The sequence below is a fragment of the Ktedonobacter sp. SOSP1-85 genome, from assembly GCF_016587415.1.
Lineage (GTDB): Bacteria > Chloroflexota > Ktedonobacteria > Ktedonobacterales > Ktedonobacteraceae > Ktedonobacter.
The window spans coordinates 3741835-3759835 of sequence record NZ_BNJI01000001.1 but is presented as its reverse complement, the minus strand read 5'-3'; the positions used below and the strand labels follow the sequence as shown (position 1 = coordinate 3759835).

At 54.6% G+C, this 18001-nt stretch carries 17 protein-coding genes; 7 read left to right on the top strand and 10 right to left on the bottom strand.

What is annotated here, in order from left to right:
• Positions 1-19 precede the first annotated feature (19 nt).
• The 8 genes from murC to mraZ all read right to left on the bottom strand — a co-directional run bounded on the left by murC (position 20) and on the right by mraZ (position 8914).
• A complete protein-coding gene (murC, locus tag KTE_RS15700) occupies positions 20-1522 on the bottom strand; it encodes a UDP-N-acetylmuramate--L-alanine ligase (protein WP_201382399.1) in 1503 nt (500 codons plus the stop codon).
• Complete coding sequence (gene murG, locus KTE_RS15695; protein WP_201382397.1) at positions 1519-2679, bottom strand: undecaprenyldiphospho-muramoylpentapeptide beta-N-acetylglucosaminyltransferase; 1161 nt, start codon at positions 2677-2679, stop codon at positions 1519-1521. The genes murC and murG overlap by 4 nt, the downstream gene beginning before the upstream one ends.
• 58 nt (positions 2680-2737) lie before the next feature.
• The gene (gene ftsW / locus KTE_RS15690; RefSeq protein ID WP_201382395.1) at positions 2738-4411 is read right to left on the bottom strand and encodes a putative lipid II flippase FtsW; all 1674 of its coding nucleotides are present in this window, start codon (positions 4409-4411) and stop codon (positions 2738-2740) included.
• 193 nt (positions 4412-4604) lie between these two features.
• Positions 4605-4958, bottom strand: a complete 354-nt coding sequence (locus tag KTE_RS15685; protein WP_201382393.1) for a hypothetical protein — start codon at positions 4956-4958, stop codon at positions 4605-4607.
• A gap of 52 nt (positions 4959-5010) precedes the next feature.
• Complete coding sequence (locus KTE_RS15680; protein WP_201382391.1) at positions 5011-6756, bottom strand: penicillin-binding protein 2; 1746 nt, start codon at positions 6754-6756, stop codon at positions 5011-5013.
• Between the two features lie 121 nt (positions 6757-6877).
• The gene (locus KTE_RS15675; protein WP_201382389.1) at positions 6878-7270 is read right to left on the bottom strand and encodes a hypothetical protein; all 393 of its coding nucleotides are present in this window, start codon (positions 7268-7270) and stop codon (positions 6878-6880) included.
• A gap of 82 nt (positions 7271-7352) precedes the next feature.
• Entirely contained in the window at positions 7353-8315 is a 963-nt protein-coding gene (gene rsmH, locus KTE_RS15670) for a 16S rRNA (cytosine(1402)-N(4))-methyltransferase RsmH (protein ID WP_201382387.1), read from the bottom strand.
• 191 nt (positions 8316-8506) lie between these two features.
• On the bottom strand, positions 8507-8914 hold the full coding sequence (mraZ, locus tag KTE_RS15665) for a division/cell wall cluster transcriptional repressor MraZ (RefSeq protein WP_201382385.1): 408 nt from the start codon (positions 8912-8914) through the stop codon (positions 8507-8509).
• 315 nt (positions 8915-9229) lie between these two features.
• Between mraZ and KTE_RS15660 the strand changes: the two genes are divergently transcribed.
• The 5 genes from KTE_RS15660 to KTE_RS15640 all read left to right on the top strand — a co-directional run bounded on the left by KTE_RS15660 (position 9230) and on the right by KTE_RS15640 (position 14234).
• Entirely contained in the window at positions 9230-10264 is a 1035-nt protein-coding gene (locus KTE_RS15660) for an MBL fold metallo-hydrolase (protein WP_201382383.1), read from the top strand.
• A gap of 110 nt (positions 10265-10374) precedes the next feature.
• A complete protein-coding gene (locus KTE_RS49300) occupies positions 10375-10884 on the top strand; it encodes an HU family DNA-binding protein (protein WP_307811934.1) in 510 nt (169 codons plus the stop codon).
• Between the two features lie 336 nt (positions 10885-11220).
• Entirely contained in the window at positions 11221-11763 is a 543-nt protein-coding gene (locus tag KTE_RS15650) for an O-acetyl-ADP-ribose deacetylase (RefSeq protein WP_201382381.1), read from the top strand.
• Positions 11764-12048: 285 nt separating this feature from the next.
• A complete protein-coding gene (gene map / locus KTE_RS15645; protein ID WP_201382379.1) occupies positions 12049-12846 on the top strand; it encodes a type I methionyl aminopeptidase in 798 nt (265 codons plus the stop codon).
• A gap of 86 nt (positions 12847-12932) precedes the next feature.
• Positions 12933-14234 (top strand): aminopeptidase P N-terminal domain-containing protein, encoded by a 1302-nt coding sequence (locus KTE_RS15640; protein WP_201382377.1) that lies wholly within the window; start codon positions 12933-12935, stop codon positions 14232-14234.
• Positions 14235-14313: 79 nt separating this feature from the next.
• On the opposite strand, the gene KTE_RS15635 is transcribed toward KTE_RS15640, so the two are convergent.
• Both KTE_RS15635 and dut read right to left on the bottom strand, forming a co-directional pair.
• Positions 14314-14652, bottom strand: a complete 339-nt coding sequence (locus KTE_RS15635) for a J domain-containing protein (protein ID WP_201382375.1) — start codon at positions 14650-14652, stop codon at positions 14314-14316.
• 97 nt (positions 14653-14749) lie between these two features.
• Positions 14750-15202, bottom strand: coding sequence for a dUTP diphosphatase (gene dut / locus KTE_RS15630; protein WP_201382373.1), 453 nt, complete (start codon positions 15200-15202; stop codon positions 14750-14752).
• A gap of 437 nt (positions 15203-15639) precedes the next feature.
• On the opposite strand from dut, the gene KTE_RS15625 reads away from it, so the two are divergent.
• Positions 15640-16446, top strand: coding sequence for a DedA family protein (locus tag KTE_RS15625; RefSeq protein ID WP_201382371.1), 807 nt, complete (start codon positions 15640-15642; stop codon positions 16444-16446).
• 209 nt (positions 16447-16655) lie between these two features.
• Positions 16656-17909 carry an RNA polymerase sigma factor RpoD/SigA gene (locus KTE_RS15620; RefSeq protein WP_201382369.1) on the top strand — a complete coding sequence of 418 codons (1254 nt, stop codon included), beginning with the start codon at positions 16656-16658 and terminating at the stop codon, positions 17907-17909.
• The last annotated feature ends 92 nt before the right edge of the window (positions 17910-18001 follow it).

Below are 18001 nucleotides of genomic sequence, written 5' to 3'. Positions count from 1 at the left end.
TTCCCTTTGTGATTACTTTTTATTTGTGACCTGGTTGGTTGGTCTGTTTTAACATTTCGCTGACGGTGTAGATGTCGCCTGCGCCCATGATGAGCACAATATCGCCGGGGCGCAGGTTGTGCTGGATGCGCTGCGTCGTCTCTCGTACGCTTCCTCCATAGAGGATTTGTGCCCCTTCCTGGCTAAAACGTGGACGTTTGGCGATCTCAGCGACCAGTTGCCGCGTATGCACCAGGCCAGTATCTACCTCACGCGCGGGGAATATATCGCTGATAATAGCGATATCCGCGGCGTCAAAAGCCTGGAGAAACTGCTCAAAGAAGGTCTTTGTGCGGCTATACATATGCGGCTGATAGACGGCGATCAGGCGACGGCCTGGATAGCGCTTGCGTGCAGCCTCAAGCGTCAGGGCGATGGCCGTTGGATGGTGCGCGTAGTCATCCACCAGAATAACGTCGTCGCATGTGCGCTCACCCACGACCAGCGCGCCCTGGTGGCGAATCTCAAAACGCCTTCTCGCTCCTGTAAAGCCCTCTAGCGTATGTGCAATTGACTCCAGCGGTGCACCAACTGTGTAGGCTACCGCCAGGGCCGCCAGAGCATTCTGTACATAGTGAATACCGGGCAGTTGGAGTCTGTAGAGGACATCTGGCAACTTCACTCCCGCGGGGGCATTGCGCAACCTGACACGGAAACTGGTCTCTCCCTCCAGCTTGACGTCATACGCCTCGAAGGTCAGGCGGTCACCAATATGCTCAGGGGTATCTCTGCTCAGATCTTGTATACTATAGTTCACGATTGAACCAGCCCAGCCGTTGAGATGGGCGCAGAGATCTCGGCATCCCGGGCTATCGATGTTGACGATGATAGTTGGTGGAAGCGGCCAGTTACGCTCCATATCCATGCCACGCACGAAATGCTCGAACGCGTACAGGAATTCTTCGTAGTTGTGGAAGAACTCGGGATGCTCGAACTCAATTGCGTTCACCACCGCCAGGCGGGGATGATAGTGCCAGAAATTGTGATTGAACTCATCGGCCTCGTTGACAAAATACTCACTCTGTCCCAGGCGATAATTTGCGCCAAAGCGCGGCACAACCGCACCAATCTCGCAGGTGGGGTCCATACCGGCATCGACCAGCATCAGCGAGAGCATGGAGGTCGTAGAGCTCTTACCATGCACGCCGCACACCGAGAGCAGGCACTTTCCCTCAGTGAGTGTCCCCAGCAACTCCTGCCAGGTCTTCACCGGGATGCCCCTGCGTTGCGCTTCCAGTAGTTCGGGATTCTGTGGATCGAGTGCGGGCACCGCCGGGCTGATGATCAAGGCATCCGCGTCCTGGAGATGTTCCGCGCTATGGCCAATCTGAATGGGTATCCCTACCTGCGTCAGTGCGCGTGTGTTTGCCGATTCCTGCCGATCACAACCGGTCACGATCTCACCCTGGTTATGCGCGATCTGCGCCACCGATGAGATACCATGACCGCCTATGCCCATGAAATGTAAGTGCGATTTCTTCAAATGTTTACCACCTCGCGCTTTGCTATTTTTCCACCCTTGGCGGTCGCCATCTCTACGATGGTCTCCGCGATGGCTTGCGTAGCCTCTGGGCGACCCAGAGCGCTGATATTTTTCGTCATTGTCTCTACATAGGTCGGCGTCGTTAGCGCATGCACCACGCGCTCGCTTAACTGCTCTGGCGTGAGGGCATCGTTGCCGATTACCTCCGCCGCCTGCAAGCGACCAAACATGGCCGCGTTAGCCTCCTGAGGTGAAGCCCCAATAGCCGGTGGCAGCGGCACCAGGATGCCTGGCTTCCCTAGCAAGGCCAACTCGCTCAAGGTCGATGCGCCGGAGCGGCAAACGACCATTTGCGCGGCCTGCATAGCCAGCGGCATCTCTTCCGACATATAGGCGACGAGCTTGTAACGCCGTTTTGTCTCCTCGTCAGCCTGGGCCAGGATACTCTCAGAGAGGTCGCGCGTCTCATCATAGAGTTTCTTGCCGCTAATTTGCAAGACCTGGCAATGCTGGAGCAGCGTCGGTAGGGCCTTGCAGACGACCTGATTGAGATGCCTGGCGCCCTGACTTCCGCCAGTTACCAACAGCAGGGGAAGGTTCGGCTGCATACCAAGTTGCTCGCGTGCCTGCTCTGGGGTCACGGCGCGAATGTCGAGCATCTCCTGGCGCGGTGGATTCCCCAGTTGCAACGTCTTCTCAGCAGGAAAATACTGCACAGAATCGGCGAAGGCCACCGAGATGCGCGAGGCCAGGGGCGCAATCAGCTTATTCGAGAGATTGGGCGGCACATCTTGCTGATGCATCAAGAGCGGAACGCCATTGATTTTCGCCGCCAGGCCCGTGGGCACAGCCACATAGCCACCGCTGGTAAAGGCCGCCTGAGGATGAAACTCACGCACAATAGAGATGGCCTGAACCATCCCCAGGGGGACACGCGCGATCCCTTTGACCGTCTTCCAGGAAACAAAGCGCTGGAGTTTGCCAGCCTTTACCGTAGCAAGCTTGAGGCCAGCCGCCGGAACGACCTCTGTCTCCAGGCCATCATCGCTCCCTAGAAAGAGAATTTCCGCGTCATATCTATCTCGTAAATGCGTCGCCACCGCCAGGGCAGGATAAATATGCCCCCCAGTGCCTCCGCCTGATACTAAAATTCGCATGATGCCCTTTCCTGGAGATGTCTACGTTCCCGGCACGGCCAGGCGTGCAGAACAACTCCTAGACTTTTCGTTTAAAGGTCCTTGTGATTGTTTGCCGCGAGAGCGCGGGATCTTCTGGCTGACGAATGTAGCGTGAAATGTTGAGCAAGATACCCACCGCCGCCAGCGAGATCACCAGCGAGGTACCGCCAAAGCTGATAAACGGCAATGGAACGCCGGTATATGGGATAAAGGCAGAGGTAGCGCCAATATTGACCGCCGCCTGCAAGATCAGCCAGGTTGTAATCCCCGTTGCCAGCAAGGCGCCATACATATCCTGTGTACGACGCGCCAGGCGAAAACCGCGAAAGGCCAGGCAGAGAAACAGGATAATAATCAAGGCCGCTCCCACAAAACCCAGTTCCTCACCGACAATGGCAAAGATAGAGTCAATATGCGGGAAGGGTAGATACCCCGTCTTCTGGCGGCTCTCGCCCAACCCCAGGCCCAGGAAGCCTCCCGACCCAAGCGCCAGCAGCGATTGGTAGAGTTGCAGGTTAATACTGGTCACATTCTGAAATGGGTTGAGAAAGCCCAGCAAGCGATATAAGCGATATCCCTTAAAAGCCTGGGTCATAAAGATCAGAATGCCACCCACCATCGCCAGCAAGAACTGGATAATATTCGCGCCAGCTGTAAAGAACATAACCGTTGCCAGTCCAGCAATGACGATAGCGGTTCCCATATCGTTTTCCAGCAAGACCAGGCCTAGAATTAAGCCTACCAGAATCACAAAGGGGGTCAGGCCATAGAGAAATGAACTGACCTGGTTGCCTTTACGTGCCAACCAATCTGCAATATACAGCGCCAGGGCTAGTTTTGTCAGCTCACTTGGCTGAAAAGAGAAAGAATTACCAATGCGAAACCAGCGTGAGGCTCCATAGGCATTGGTGCCAAAGAATAATACCAGCACCAGTAGTGGTAGCGCGACCGCCAGGGCAATTAAAGAGAAACGACGCCAGTAGCGATAATCGATGCGCGCCGTGACAAGCATCGCAATGATGCCAAAGAAGCCTGAGATCACCTGGCGTTGAAAGTAGGTTGAAGGATCTCCTGTAGCCGATTCATGTGCTGAGATAAACGAGCTTGCGCTATAGACCATGATCAGGCCAATACATACCAGTCCGAGTACGACCACCAGCAGCACCGAATCGACCTTACCAGGCGTGCGTGAAAGGCTCATCTCAAGCTCGCGCAGCTTTTGCTGTTCTTCCTTGCTCATGACCTGCACTGGCTCGAAGTCAGGCTCTTGCACCCGCTGTCGTCCGCGCTGGCGCTCTACCTGTAAGCGCTCGGCAATATTCTCGGCAAAGGACGGCCCATTCTTACGCCAACTCCTGGCACCACCATCGCGGGATACAGGTTCACGAGCAGGCGCCGCCTCGGCTCCTCGCTTGAGCGGAGGGAGCTTACGGCGCACAGGGATCTGAGGCGCAACTTTCCCTTCGATGGCATAGCTGACCTTTTCATTACGCTCCCGGCGCTTCTTTGGCTCTGTTGGCCCCGCGACAAGCTCTTGCCAGAAGCTCTTTTTCACAGGCGCAGATGGCTTTCTCTGTCGCCGCTCGGCGGATTGCAGCGCAGGCGAGCGTACAGTGAGCGGAGAGTGCTTCCCTTTATGCTCCTGGCCTCTGCCGCTCTTCGCCGACCGTGCCGCCGCATAACGTCCCTGCTTATATGTATCCCGTTCCATAAAGCTGCTCGTCTTTCTCTAGCGAGATCCTAGATAAATGGCTACACTTATCAGATTGTTTTCTTCAGTTCCTCCACCGCCTGTTTCCTCTTCTCCGTATTTCTACATACTCTTTGAGATCTCATTTGCTATACCTCCACACCAGTTCGCCACCAAACCCCTTGACATAGAACGTATTTTCTAGTATCCTATTTCAGGAGGAAGATTCTTCTCCCTCTTCCAAATCGGATACTTGCGCATCCGCAGAAGGGAATGCGCCTTTCTGCGCTTTCTTGCCATCCTCCTGCATCAATTGCAGGGCGCGCTCGAGATCCTGCGCACTCATATCCAGGTGTATTTGCTGTAAGTCGAGCTCTTCGTTCCCTCTAGTTTGTAACAGTTCACTCCAGGGATCGCTTGAAAGCACAGGAACCTCAAAGGGTTCTTTGCCCTGCTCTCCATCTATACCATCGCCCCTCTTTCCCAATAATTCCTGCCATGTTGCACTCAGCTCGCCACCTGGCTCCTGTTGCCCCTCATACAGTGGTTCATCCTTGTGCTCCTGCATAGTTCTCCTCTCTCGCTATCACACAATACTGCTGATCGTTTTCCAATGCTTCCTACTTTACTGGTCGGTCAGAGGGCACATGATAGTGCCACATGACTTGTTCCGCGATTTTGTTCCATAATGGGGCCGCGGCGGTTCCGCCGTAGATGGTGCTACGGGGATGATCCAACGTTACCAGGATGGCGTAACGCGGATTTGACGCTGGTAAGAAGCCCGCGATAGAGGCTTCCGTCAGGTCATCTGAGACCCCCTGAGTCGTTGCCGTACCACTCTTGGCCGCAACGCTATAGCCCGGCACCACAACCTGCTTATTATAGTCAGCCGCCGAAGTAAGCATCTGGATCATTTGCTGTGCGGCCTTCTGACTAATGACCTGGCGTAGCACCTGGGGCGACGTTTTGGTCACCTTGCCGTTATTATCGACCTGCTGTACCAGGTAGGGGCGCATCATCGTTCCCTGATTGGCAATAGAGGCATAGGCCAGCACGACCTGTAGGGGAGTCGCGGTAATACTCTGACCAAAGGCCTGGCGCGTCAGGTCGCTAGGCGTCCACCCCTGCGAGGTAGGGGTACGATACCCACCAGAGGCCTCGATTCCACCTACATTTGTGCGTTGCCCAAAGCCAAAGCGCTCAAGGTAGGGATAATACCGCTTGGCCGTCAGAAAATCGTGCGCGACTTTGGCGGCGCCTACATTAGCCGAGTAATCCAGGATTTGCGTCATACTCTCGGTACCATGAGCCTGGTACTCCCAATTGGCGACCGCAACAGCATCCGGAAACGAGATGACCCCCGGATCATCAATGGTCGTATTCGGCGTCACCACGCCCTGGTCAAGAGCCGCCGCCAGGGTGATGCCCTTCATGGTTGAACCAGGCTCATATGTGCACATGAGCACCGGGTTAAAGTACACACTCAAGGAATCCAGGCAACCCCGCTTATCATAGTATTTGCTATAGACGTTGGGATCAAAGGATGGAGCACCTACCATGGCAACGATGGCACCCGTGCGCACATCTATGACTGTCGCGGTTCCTCCCAAGGCCTCCGTCTGCTGTACCCGCTCCTCAAGCGCCTGCTGTACAAGATACTGAATAGTACTGTCAATAGAAAGGGTCACATTCGCGCCATCGATTACTGGTTGTGTAGAGCTGGCACCCACTGTGAGTGGATTACCATTGAGATCGGTCTCCGCGGTAAAGCTTCCGGCTGTCCCTGCCAGCAACTTATCATAGGAACCCTCGATACCATAGAGTCCACCTTTATCCGGTTGAACATATCCCAGGATCTGGGCAGCCAGGGTACCACTGGGATACACGCGTATCGTTCGAGGCTCCAGGAAGGTATACGGGATGCGCGATGCACGCAACTGCTGGCTCTGCTCAGGCGAGATCAACGATGCGATACGCACAGTGGCGCGGCCTGACGAGAAGAATTTTGTTAACTGCTCCGCTGTCAGGTCAGGCAGGGCTTTATGTAATTTCGTGACGATATTTTGTAGCTCCACCTGAGCCTTTTCGGCATCGGTGTAATCACTGGTAAACTGGATCGGCTCTACATAGACATCATCGCGCACAACGTTGGTGGCAAGCACAACTCCCAGGCTATCATAGATCACGCCTCGCGGCGCATCGACCACCTGATTCTGGATGTGCTCATCATTGGCCCATTTTGCCAGTTGCGGGCCACGCATAACCTGCCAGTAATAGAGCCGACCTAACAGCGCAAACATCAGGACGCAGATCAGCAGGAAGATGATCATCTGCCGGCTGCGCGCACGCTGTAGTTCTGGACTCATGATTTTTATTCCTCCTGGCAAGATTTTTCTGCTGCTCTACTTTTCTTCATACGCATTTCAGCGGAAAAAGCGGAAACGAGTTCGGGCATTGTGCTATAAGTCATTGGTATAAACCCGTTTCTCAGGGTTGGGCAGGGACCGTTTCCAGGCCACGCACGGTAATAACCTGGATGATGCCTGGATCAGCAGGTTGCAGACCACGCTTGCGCGCCTCGCTATCAATATAGGCCGGGGAACGCTCGTGAGCTAATTGCTCTAAGAGGTCCTGGTTCTGGCGCGTGAGTTGGCTTTGCGTTGTGCGAATCTCCTGCAACTGGTTGTTTGTCTCTACGGCCTGGCCTAACTGACTCAGGTAGAGCACCGACATCAAGCTGATCAATAGAACACTGGTAATACACAGCGCGACCGGTCCCATACGAAAGAGAAAGGGACGCAATTGTCTGCGAAGCCTCACCACGTCCACTTGCGACGCAGCCTCTTCCGCCTTCGCGGTTCTCACTCTCTGGTTCGACATACGCCTTCTCCCTTTCCTGCATCGAGCACAGGCACGGTCTCGCGCCATGAGGGGGCGGCTCGCCACCTCGTGAACTTACGCATCACGCTTTTGGCAGGATTTCAGCGGCCCGTACACGCGCACTTCGCGCGCGTGGGTTGGCTGCTACTTCTTGCTCGCCTGGTACAATTGGCTTATTCGTCAAGATACGCAGGCTTGCCTTGTGGCCACAGATACACATTGGTATGCGCGGGGGACAGAGGCAATCCCTCGCCTCGCGCCGTAGAAATTCTTTGACGATGCGATCTTCCAACGAATGGAAAGCGATAATGACCATTCTTCCCTGTTTGCCACCAGCCTGTAGCAAGGAGAGCATCTGGGGCAATGCCGTCTCCAGGCTCTCTAGCTCCTGGTTGACCGCGATCCGCAAAGCCTGGAACACGCGTGTCGCCGGGTGAATCGCCCCGTATTTGTAGGGTACGCCCGCAGCGGCGATCTCGGCCAACTGGCTCGTACGGGTTATGGCTCGCTTCTGGCGCTCGCGTCCTATGCGACGCGCGATCTGGCGCGAGCGTCGCTCCTCGCCATACCGCCAGAAGATGTCGGCCAGTTCTTCCTCGCCTGTGTTATTGACAAGATCCGCCGCCGTCAGCGAGAGATCCTGGCTCAGGCGCATATCCAGCGGTCCATCCGCGCTGAAGGAGAAGCCTCGCTGCGGATCATCCATCTGATCCGAGGAGAATCCCAGGTCCAGCAAGATGCCATCAACGCTGGTAAACTGTGCCTCTTGCGCCAGGCGCTCCATGTCAGAAAAGTTGCCGTGGCTTAAAATCAAACGGCCCTCGGCAACCTCCTTGCTCAGCCTTGCTTGCACCCGTGCCTGGGCCTTACTATCTGTATCGATACCAAGCACCTTGCCATCTGGCGCCGAACGCTCCAGCAGCACGCTTGTATGTCCACCACCTCCCAATGTCCCATCAATATAGTGTCCTCCCGGTTGGGGTCGCAGATACTCCATTACCTCTTCCAACATCACGGACACATGTCGTGTTTGCTCGTTCTCCATGCCACACACATCATTCTTTTGACTTTTTGCTATTTTTCTTCTTTGCGTAACTTCTTAAGACTTCTCGCCACTGCGTGGCTCGTCGAGTTAGTGTATGATGTTGAACTGGCTTCGCCAGTTCAACATCATACACTAACCCTTGCGAAGTGTCGCAGACACTGAGAATATCTCCTCAAGAAAAGGATTTTGCATTAAAAGGGAATACCACTGCCTTCGGCGTCGAGGCGCTCTTGGTAGGCCTGCCAGGTGCCACGGTCCCAGATCTCGATATGGTCGCGTACCCCAACGACAGTGACCTCGGTCTCCAGCCTGGCATAGGCGCGCAATTTCGCGGGAAGCACGATACGCCCCTGCCCATCCAGTTCTACTTCGCTCGCACTGGGATAGATACGGCGCTCAAAATCGCGCAATTCCTCGCTTGATTTCCCCGCCGTCAGTTCATTTGACTTCTCTTCCCAGCGAGCCATAGTGTAGATAGAGAGACAGGCGCCCATCCCTTTGCCAATAACGGCCCCACGGTCCAACTGCACGCGAAAACGCGCCGGAACCGCCATACGGCCTTTATTGTCAATAGTATGCTCATACTCGCCCAAAAACATGCTCGCACCGCTTGATGACTTGCCTTGACGACTATTTTGCCAGGCGCTTACCCGGAAATCCATTCCCCACTTGAACACCGCGCTATTCTATTACACGAATCACTTCCCCACTTTGACCCACTTTTCCCCACTACATTGTAGCACTTCGGGGCCTTGTCGGAAAAGAGTCTTCTCGATCAAATTTCGGCGTTAGTAGGAAGAACTTGTGGAAAAACAGATTTGACACACGCACAACACGCGGCCTACAATCAAGGATGACTATCTGTACTTTCACACACTGTAATCAGCTTTTCGCTCTTGAGGTTTAGAAAACGTATGCAACAGCAATCGCCAGAGCATTCACACCAGACCAACCAGCCCGCGCCTGTTCGCCAGGTGGCGCCCGGCATCTGGAAGTTTGTTCTCCCCATCCCTTTTCCACTGCGCACAGTGAATGTCTATGCCCTGGTTGGTCCCGATGGCTGGGTTCTGGTCGATACGGCTCTGGGAACCCCAGACGCACGCTCAGCCTTTCATGCGGCACTCACAGAGGCGGGACTGCATCTCGATCAACTCCAGGCTATTGTCCTTACACACCACCATCCCGATCATGTAGGTCTCTCGGGCGAGCTCCAAGCTCGTACTGGCGTGCCTGTTTATATGCATTCCATCGATGAAGCCGCCGTGCAAATTATCTGGACCAATACCATGGGGAAGCGCTTTGAGCGCGTCTCAAGCTTCTTTGCCCAGCATGGCCTGCCAGAGACAGACCTCTGGTATAATCAGATGGAGACACCAGATAGGCAACGTATTATTGATGTTCCCCCTCACGAAGCCTTTACGCTCGTTGAAGATGGCACCCCCCTGACCCTGGCTGGAGAGAGCTATCGCGTGATCTGGGCGCCTGGCCATTCGGATGGTCAGATCTGCCTCTGGCGTGAACGTGATGGCATTTTCCTCTCCGCCGATCATGTGCTTCCTCGCATTACACCCAATATCGGCCTCTATTCCACGCGCGATCGTCCCAATCCCCTGGGGGATTTTCTGGCCTCGCTACACAAAGTAGCGTCTCTGCCTGCCAGCCTGGTTCTACCAGGACACGGCGAACCTTTCACAAACCTTGCACAACGCATTGCAGAAATTGTTGAGCATCATGATATGCGCCTGCAAACCATTCTCTCCCTGCTTGCTACGCGCCCGCAGCACGCGGCCGCGCTTACGGCTCAATTGTTTCAGGATCGCTTAAAAAGTGATGAGGCCCGGCGTATGGCGGTGGCTGAGGTTCTCGCCCACCTGGAGTATCTGCGGTACAAAAATCAAGTCATACAACAACTGGCAAACGACGGGACTATTCGATACTCAGTGGTATAGCATACTGTAAAAAATCGTCTCTAAAATGAAGTGCAGGCAATCGGCTTTTCAAGCCAGTTTTTGGGACTTCGCATCGGCCTCATACGGCCTGTGAAGCCCTTTTACTATATATGTTTAATTCTTTACCCATAGTGGCACGCTTGTATTTCTTAATTTCTCATGTTATACTGCCTATCGGCAGTGAGGTTGTGATGCCGCTTCAGAAGCTTCACAATCTTGTGCGCATGATTGCGCCAGAGTATGAAGATTGTTTGAAACTCAATTGGCAAGCGGCACGTGTTGATAGTTGCAAGGAGGATTTAGTACCTATGGCCAAAGAAAAAACTGCTACAGTGCAAACAATCGGTCGTCAAGAGCTTTCGCGGCGGATCGCCAAGCAAGCTAAGCTTTCTCAAAAACAGGCTTCTGAAGTACTCGAGGCAACACTCGATTCAATCCGTGAGGCGCTTCAGAATGGTGACGAAGTACGCCTGGTTGGCTTCGGCTCTTTCAAGGTACGTACCAGTGCCGAGCGCAAGGGCGTCAACCCACGCGATGGTAAGGAAATTGTTGTTCCTGCCAAAGAGCGTGTACGCTTCTCCCCCGGTAAAGAACTCTCTGAGGCTGTCGAAAAGAAATAGTCAGTCGGTCTTGATGTACTCTCACTGCCAATTTCGTAGCTCCTGATCAAGGATTGAGGGCTTCCGAGTAGCTAACAGCCATACTCCCCCTCATCCAAATACTTGTCAGGAGCTACGAAACGCCTACTTTCGCAATCCCAAAAGCACTATGCAAGTCATCAGGCGTCTCGATCCTCTAAAGATCATAGTAGAGAGATTACTCTCTACTATGATCGCAGGTCGGACGCCTTTCTGCATGCTCCAGTTTTGTAGACGCAGTCATACTATTGATTGAGACATAATAGGTAACTCAACCAGAGCTATAAACGGTTCAGTGCTACCAGGTGGAAGCAGACGATGATTACTCAGGCCATTCAGAACGTAACCCTTACGCTGATGCGGGGCAATATTGTTGATATCTCGGCTGACGTGATAGTCAACGCCGCCAATTCCGCGCTGGCTGGTGGCGGGGGAGTAGATGGTGCCATTCATCGCGCAGCTGGTCCCAGTGTCATGCAGGAGTGCCACAAGTTCGAGCGCTGCCCAACGGGAAGCGCAGTCGTTACCAGTGCAGGCCAGCTCAAAGCACAATATATTTTCCATGCCGTTGGTCCCATCTATGGACACCATGCCGACGCCGCGCAACTGCTCGCCAGCGCCTATGACACCTGCCTTGACCTCGCTGAGAAGTACCGTATGCAAAGTATCGCCTTCCCCTCCCTCAGTACTGGCGCCTACGGCTACCCCCTGACCGAGGCTGCTCCCATCGCTCTGCAAACCGTTATCGAGCATCTCACCCAGGAAGCCACCACGCTGCGCCAGGTGACCTTTGTGCTCTTCGATGAGCGCACATTTCAAGCCTATGCACGCGCCCTTGAGCGCCTCCTGCCCAGTATGTAGGGCCCATGCTGGCATGGACTCTTAGACCCGCAGGCCGATACCCGTGCGCGGGGTGATATCGCTGCGCTCGCAGGCTGAGCAAGCTCTGCCCCTACAAGCTTCGCTGGCTCCTAAATTTGCAACTTCGCTAGTGTTGGTTTATGATACGAGCTATGCGCCCTTGCGACGCGATCCAAGCCACGTTGGGCCAGAAACAAGCCAGTTTCTCCATACTCACCATTCGTGAAGAGCGATCCCTTGTCGAGAGACACCAGATATTGTTGTAATGATTGTAGGGAGCATTTGATGCAATATTCTCTGAAGAGCGATAAAGAGATCGCTGCGATGCGCCAGGCAGGCCTGGTGGTCTGGCAGGCGCATCAAGTCGCCGCGCCACTGATGAAGCCTGGTATTTCTACCGCTGAAATTGATGCCGCCATCGAGCAGTGTATCCTTGAGCACCAGGCCACTGCCCTCTTTAAGGGCGTGCCGGGCAAGGTTCCCTTTCCCGCCTCTAGCTGCATCTCTATCAATGAACAGATTGTGCATGGCATTCCAGGCGCGCGCCGCCTACAAGAGGGGGATGTTGTCAGCGTCGATATTGGCGCCAAACTCAATGGCTGGTGCGGAGATGCCGCGACGACTTATGCCATAGGCGCGGTCGATCCACGTGCCCAGCATCTACTAGAGGTTACCGAGGGCGCCCTGCACCTGGCGATTGAGCAGTTGACGAAGTGCCGTACCTGGAGCCAGGTAGCGCGCAAGATGCAGGAGTATGTAGAGCACGCAGGCTTCACCGTCATCGAGGGCCTGGTCGGCCATGGCATTGGCCAGGAGATGTGGGAGCCACCTCAGGTGCCAAACTACTATACGCGCCAGTTCCAGATCAAGCACGACTTCGTGCTCCAGCCCGGCCTGGTCATCGCGATTGAGCCTATGGTCTCCTACGTTAGCAATACCTTCCGCCAGCTTCCCGATCACTGGACGCTGGTCACCAATGATGGCTCACCTAGCGCCCACTTCGAGCATACTATCGCGCTCACAAAAAAGGGGCCTCAGGTCCTCACCGCTGGCCCCAATGGCAAGGCCTGGGGCGTCTCCTAATGACCATTCACCGCGATACATATATACTTATCGTAGATACAACCCCTTTGAGGTTGCGCTTATTTCATCAGGATGGAGGTTCTCTCATGTCATACGCTAGCAGGCGCCAGGCATTTATGGACAAAATGCAGGGTGGAGTCGCTATCTTTCATAGCGCACCCGAATTTCTCCGTAGCGGCGGACACAATATCGAGATCAGCTACCGCCAGGATAGTGATTTCTACTACCTCACGGGCTTTACCGAGCCAGAAACGATCTGTGTGCTCGCGCCAGAGCATCCCGAGCACCATTTCATTCTCTTTGTCCGCCCACGCGATCCACAGATGGAGGTCTGGACGGGGAAGCGCGCAGGAGTAGAAGGCGCACAGGAAACCTATGGCGCGGATGCGGCCTACACCCTCGACCAGCTCGCCGAGAAATTGCCTGAGTATCTGAAGGGCTGCCAGACGCTCTACTACAACAGCGGCACAGAGCATGCCTTCGATGAGCAGATGATCGCGTTTATCAATCGCTTCCGTCGGGCGATGAGTGGTGGTCCACGCCAGATCGTCGATCCAGGTTCCATTCTCAATGAGATGCGCGTCATCAAAGATGCCGAGGAACTAGAAGTTATGCGCAAAGCCGCCCAGATCAGCGGCGCCGCCTATCGCGATGTCCTCAAAACCCTCAAACCCGGCATGTATGAGTATGAGATCCAGGCCGTCCTCGACCATGGCTATCTCAAGCAGGGCGCGGCCCGTCATGGGTACTCCCCTATCGTCGGCTCTGGTCCTAACGCGACCATTCTGCATTACGACCAGAATAACCGGCATATGCAGGATGGGGAGCTGCTCCTGATCGATTCGGCAGCTGAATACCAGTATTATAGTGCCGATATTACGCGCACCTATCCTATCAATGGACGCTTCACGCCTGAGCAGCGCGCCATTTATGAGATAGTACTGGAGGCCGAGGAGGCCTGTATCGCCGCCACCAAACCGGGAGCGGACCTGGCCGACATTCATAATACGGCGATAGAGATCCTGACCTCCGGGCTGGTCGCGCTTGGCATCCTCAAGGGAGATGTGCACCAGAATATCGAGGAGAAAACCTATCGCCAGTTCTACATGCATGGAACCTGCCACTGGCTGGGCCTGGATGTGCATGACCGTGGTCCCTATCGGGTGACTGAGAAAGGGCGCGGCGCCGAGCTGGCTCCCGGCATGGTCTTCACGATTGAGCCAGGCATTTACATCGCCGAAGACGCGGAGAACGTCGACCCACGCTATCGCGGCATTGGCGTACGCATTGAGGATAATGTCGTCGTCACCCAGGAGGGCTGCGAGGTCACCACGGGGAGCGCACCCAAGAGCGTTGAGGAGATCGAAGCCCTCATGAGCGGGCGCTAATCCGATATACACAAAGCGGACCGGATGGTCGAGGGCAAATCCTCGACCATCCGGTCCGCTTTGTGTATATCGGCCTATACTACGAGCGATGCATCTCTTTCTTCAGCTCGCGCATAAAGCCTACGACGCCCTGCGACCAGGTCATCTTTTGCGTGCGCTTCATATAATGCTCATGCACAGCTTCCAGTATGCGCAGGTTCCGTATCTCTTCCAGCAATTGGATGTCATAGAGTGCACGCTGCTGGGGATCGCTCAAAATACTATACGCTTCATTGAGCACCTTGATACGTGCATCGGAGATGCCCTTATTGATATCGGGATGATGCTGCCGCACCAATCTGCGATAGACTTTTTTAATCTGTTCCGGTGTGGCATCACGCGGAAGGCCCAGAATGGCGTAATAGTTTTGCAGTGGCATAGCTTACTGTGCCTCGATCCAAACTCAAACTAGAGAGCGCCCGTCAACATATGTGGATATCGTAGCATAGTTGAGTCATAATTACCAGGCATACAGCCTAATGCCCGGTACTCCCGAAGCCGCCGCGCGTCTCTCCCATCTCAGCGACTTCGTTCCAGGCGACCTGGGCCACAGGTACAAAAATGCCCTGGGCGATCCGTTCGCCACGCTCTACCGTGACTGCTTCATCCCGAAAATTATAGACTGAGATCAGCAGTTCATCGCCCTCGCCAGAGTAATCCTGGTCGATAACGCCCACACCGTTGGGCATGAGTAACCCCTTACGCTTGGCGGTGCTGCTACGCATCGTGAGCATCAGCATATACCCAGGAGGGGTCTGCACGATAACATTTCCCGGCACACGCCCCAGTTCACGCGGACCAATGGTCACCGTCTCGCGACAAACCAGGTCAAAGCCGACTGACCCCGCCGTGGCGTAGCCTGGCAGGGGCAAAGTAGTATCTACACGCTTGATAGCGACTGCCATCAATTGATTAGTGGTTATATTCATAGGCAATATTCTAGAGAATAGCTCTTTGCTCGTCAAGAGAGTATTCGCGCCTGCGGCGCTCGGGGGAAAGATGTGTCTGGTGGTGGGCTGTCAGAGCCAGCCCACCACCAGACACATCTTTCTCGAAAGTGGGTTGGCGAGCCAGGGCAAATAATACCTTTTCTATTTAGCAGCAATGCTTTACAATTAGGTATGTGGTAGAAGTGTGAGACGCATGTTGAAAGTGACGTATTGTTAGATATACACAAACGCACATTGATGTCTATGGAAGAGATTGCCCCGGGCGCCTGCGGTGTCTCGACGCTGGCAATCTCTCCGTTATATATAACATCATCGTCTATACGCTGACTCGCATGTGCCAGAGCGGCAAGCACAGCCCAGAGTTGGACACATCATGAGCTGGCTCATCCAGTTTCAAAGCAGAAGGGACACTCACTTTGCAAACGCTCCTTCCCCCGCTTCTACTCTTGCTGCACCAGTTCGGGTATCCCGCTCTGTGGTTTTTTATCTTTCTGGCAGCGGCAGGTCTTCCACTCCCTGTTGGCTTAGTCGTCACGTCGGCTGGTGCCTTCGCGGCCCTGGGACGCTTCAATGTTTTCGCTCTCATCTTCATTGTTATCAGCGCGGCTACCTGCGGTGACACTGTGGGCTACTGGCTAGGTAGGCGAGGTGGAGTCTACCTCTCAGGCTGGATCAAACGCCATCCACACAATCGCATTCTTCCACAACAGACCTTTGAGCGTTCGCATCGCTATTTCCAGCGCCACGGTGGGTGGGCAATCTTTATTACCCGCTTCCTGCTCTCTGGACTGGGTGGCTCGATCAACCTGCTTGCCGGGCTAGAGCTTTATCCCTACGCACGCTTCTTCTGGCCCGACCTGCTCGGCAATATCATCAGTGCGCTAATAGCCATCCCTCTGGGCTTTTTCTTCGGCTCTAACTGGCAACACGTGGCGGATCTACTCAGCACCTTCTCCCTGCTCGTTACCGTGCTTCTCTGCGGCGCGCTGGGCATCTATATCGCCTTTAAATTATTACGTCGCTATGATCTCCTGCCAGCGTTCTCCCTTGTCCGTCGCGAACAACCGCAAGCCTTTCTCACGCTAGAAGCTGGTGGGCCAGATGGCAGCGGATTGGCACCTTCTGTATGTGTCAAACGTATACATAAAAAAGACAAATTTTATACGAGTTTGTACATTTTTGCCAGCCTTTGGCGAAAAAATGAGTCAGAAGGACTAGAATGAAAGGGGGCCATAGGTTATAATTGGATTAGGAATAATTTCCGACCTGGCTTTGTTGCTATCTAGTAGATAGGGTACACATCATTGAATTCCTCCCACTCGGCGCACGGACTCCTTGGTCCGATGAAGGCTCGCTTTCCTGAGTGTAGGACCAGACCGATGAAATATATCTTGCTGCTTAGGATATACCATTTTTTCATGGAGGGCGCACAATGATAGACGTAAAGCGTGCCATGACGGGAAATACGCTTGGTAATACAACTCGTAAGAAACCTGATTCGGATAAGCAGCCGTACGGCACGATGGTCGAGCAGTTGCTTGCAAAGAATCTCCCATATACAACAGTGGAAGTTGGCAGAGAGGACGCACACGACGAGACAGAGTTAGATGATGATCAGCTTGATCTGGATCACGACCTCTCCGACGCCGCTTCTCTCGAATTAGAAGATGAATCGACCCTCACAGAGGATCTTCACGACACTGAAAGTGACGAAGAAGACCATCATGAGGACGTCGACGATTCGCTTCTCACGCTTCCTCCTATGGCACCAGCAGCTTCTCAGCCCGCTGTACGCCGTGGTGCAACTCCACGCCGTCGGCGCTCTGAGGATCAGGAAGAGAATGCGGCCAATGGCGCAGACGCAGGCGAGTCCGATGCTGTCATGACATATCTGCGTGAAATTGGTCGCGTCCCTATGATTACGCACGAGCGTGAGATTGAGCTGGCTCAGCGTATCGAGAGCGGCGACCGCGATGCCATGAAGCAGTTTATCCTGGCCAACCTGCGCCTCGTGGTGAGCATCGCTAAACGCTATGTTGGTCGTGGCCTCACCCTGCTAGACCTGATTCAGGAAGGCAACATTGGTCTGATTCGTGCAGTACAGCGCTATGATTGGCGCCGTGGGCACCGCTTCTCCACTCATGCAACATGGTGGATTCGCCAGGCCATCAGCCGCGCCGTTGCCGATAAAGGGCGCACGATTCGCCTCCCGGTTTATGTCAATACCGCGCTTAACCGCATTCGCCGTGAACGCCAGCGCCTGCTTCAGGAACTGGGTCGTGAGCCAAGTGAGCAAGAGCTGGCCGAGGCTACTGGGCTGGATCCGGTACGCATGATTGAGCTGCAAGCTGCTCCCGGTGCACCAGTCTCTCTTGAGCTTCCCGTAGGCGAAGATGACGACCAGGAGCTAGGTGATGTCCTTCCAGATACAGAATCAGCCTCTCCCGAGGATTTAGCCACCACCCAGACCCTGAAGGACGAGGTGCAGCGCGTGCTCGAATCCGTGCTGACCCCCCGCGAACAGCTGGTACTCCAGCTCCGCTTTGGCCTGGGCAATGGGCAGGCACATCCTCTTGAGCAGGTCGGCCGCGAGTTGGGTATTACCCGCGAGCGCGTACGCCAGATTGAGGCGGGAGCACTTGCTAAACTTCGCCAGCCACCTGTCCTGGAGCGCTTACGCGGTTAGTACCGCCGCTTGAGCAAAGTGATACAGATGCAAGAAAATCCCCACAAGAGGGGAGTGTGAGTCTTACCTGACCTCTCCTCCTGTGGGGACTT

Excerpts from the sequence above, each read along its gene's own strand:
- KTE_RS15685 (WP_201382393.1), bottom strand. The coding sequence starts at position 4,958 with ATGCAGGAGCACAAGGATGAACCACTGTATGAGGGGCAACAGGAGCCA.
- KTE_RS15680 (WP_201382391.1), bottom strand. The coding sequence starts at position 6,756 with ATGAGTCCAGAACTACAGCGTGCGCGCAGCCGGCAGATGATCATCTTC.
- KTE_RS15675 (WP_201382389.1), bottom strand. The coding sequence starts at position 7,270 with ATGTCGAACCAGAGAGTGAGAACCGCGAAGGCGGAAGAGGCTGCGTCG.
- ftsW (WP_201382395.1), bottom strand. The coding sequence starts at position 4,411 with ATGGAACGGGATACATATAAGCAGGGACGTTATGCGGCGGCACGGTCG.
- murG (WP_201382397.1), bottom strand. The coding sequence starts at position 2,679 with ATGCGAATTTTAGTATCAGGCGGAGGCACTGGGGGGCATATTTATCCT.
- KTE_RS15650 (WP_201382381.1), top strand. The coding sequence starts at position 11,221 with ATGATTACTCAGGCCATTCAGAACGTAACCCTTACGCTGATGCGGGGC.
- rsmH (WP_201382387.1), bottom strand. The coding sequence starts at position 8,315 with ATGGAGAACGAGCAAACACGACATGTGTCCGTGATGTTGGAAGAGGTA.
- KTE_RS49300 (WP_307811934.1), top strand. The coding sequence starts at position 10,375 with ATGTTTAATTCTTTACCCATAGTGGCACGCTTGTATTTCTTAATTTCT.
- dut (WP_201382373.1), bottom strand. The coding sequence starts at position 15,202 with ATGAATATAACCACTAATCAATTGATGGCAGTCGCTATCAAGCGTGTA.
- KTE_RS15620 (WP_201382369.1), top strand. The coding sequence starts at position 16,656 with ATGATAGACGTAAAGCGTGCCATGACGGGAAATACGCTTGGTAATACA.
- mraZ (WP_201382385.1), bottom strand. The coding sequence starts at position 8,914 with ATGTTTTTGGGCGAGTATGAGCATACTATTGACAATAAAGGCCGTATG.
- KTE_RS15635 (WP_201382375.1), bottom strand. The coding sequence starts at position 14,652 with ATGCCACTGCAAAACTATTACGCCATTCTGGGCCTTCCGCGTGATGCC.
- KTE_RS15660 (WP_201382383.1), top strand. The coding sequence starts at position 9,230 with ATGCAACAGCAATCGCCAGAGCATTCACACCAGACCAACCAGCCCGCG.
- KTE_RS15640 (WP_201382377.1), top strand. The coding sequence starts at position 12,933 with ATGTCATACGCTAGCAGGCGCCAGGCATTTATGGACAAAATGCAGGGT.
- map (WP_201382379.1), top strand. The coding sequence starts at position 12,049 with ATGCAATATTCTCTGAAGAGCGATAAAGAGATCGCTGCGATGCGCCAG.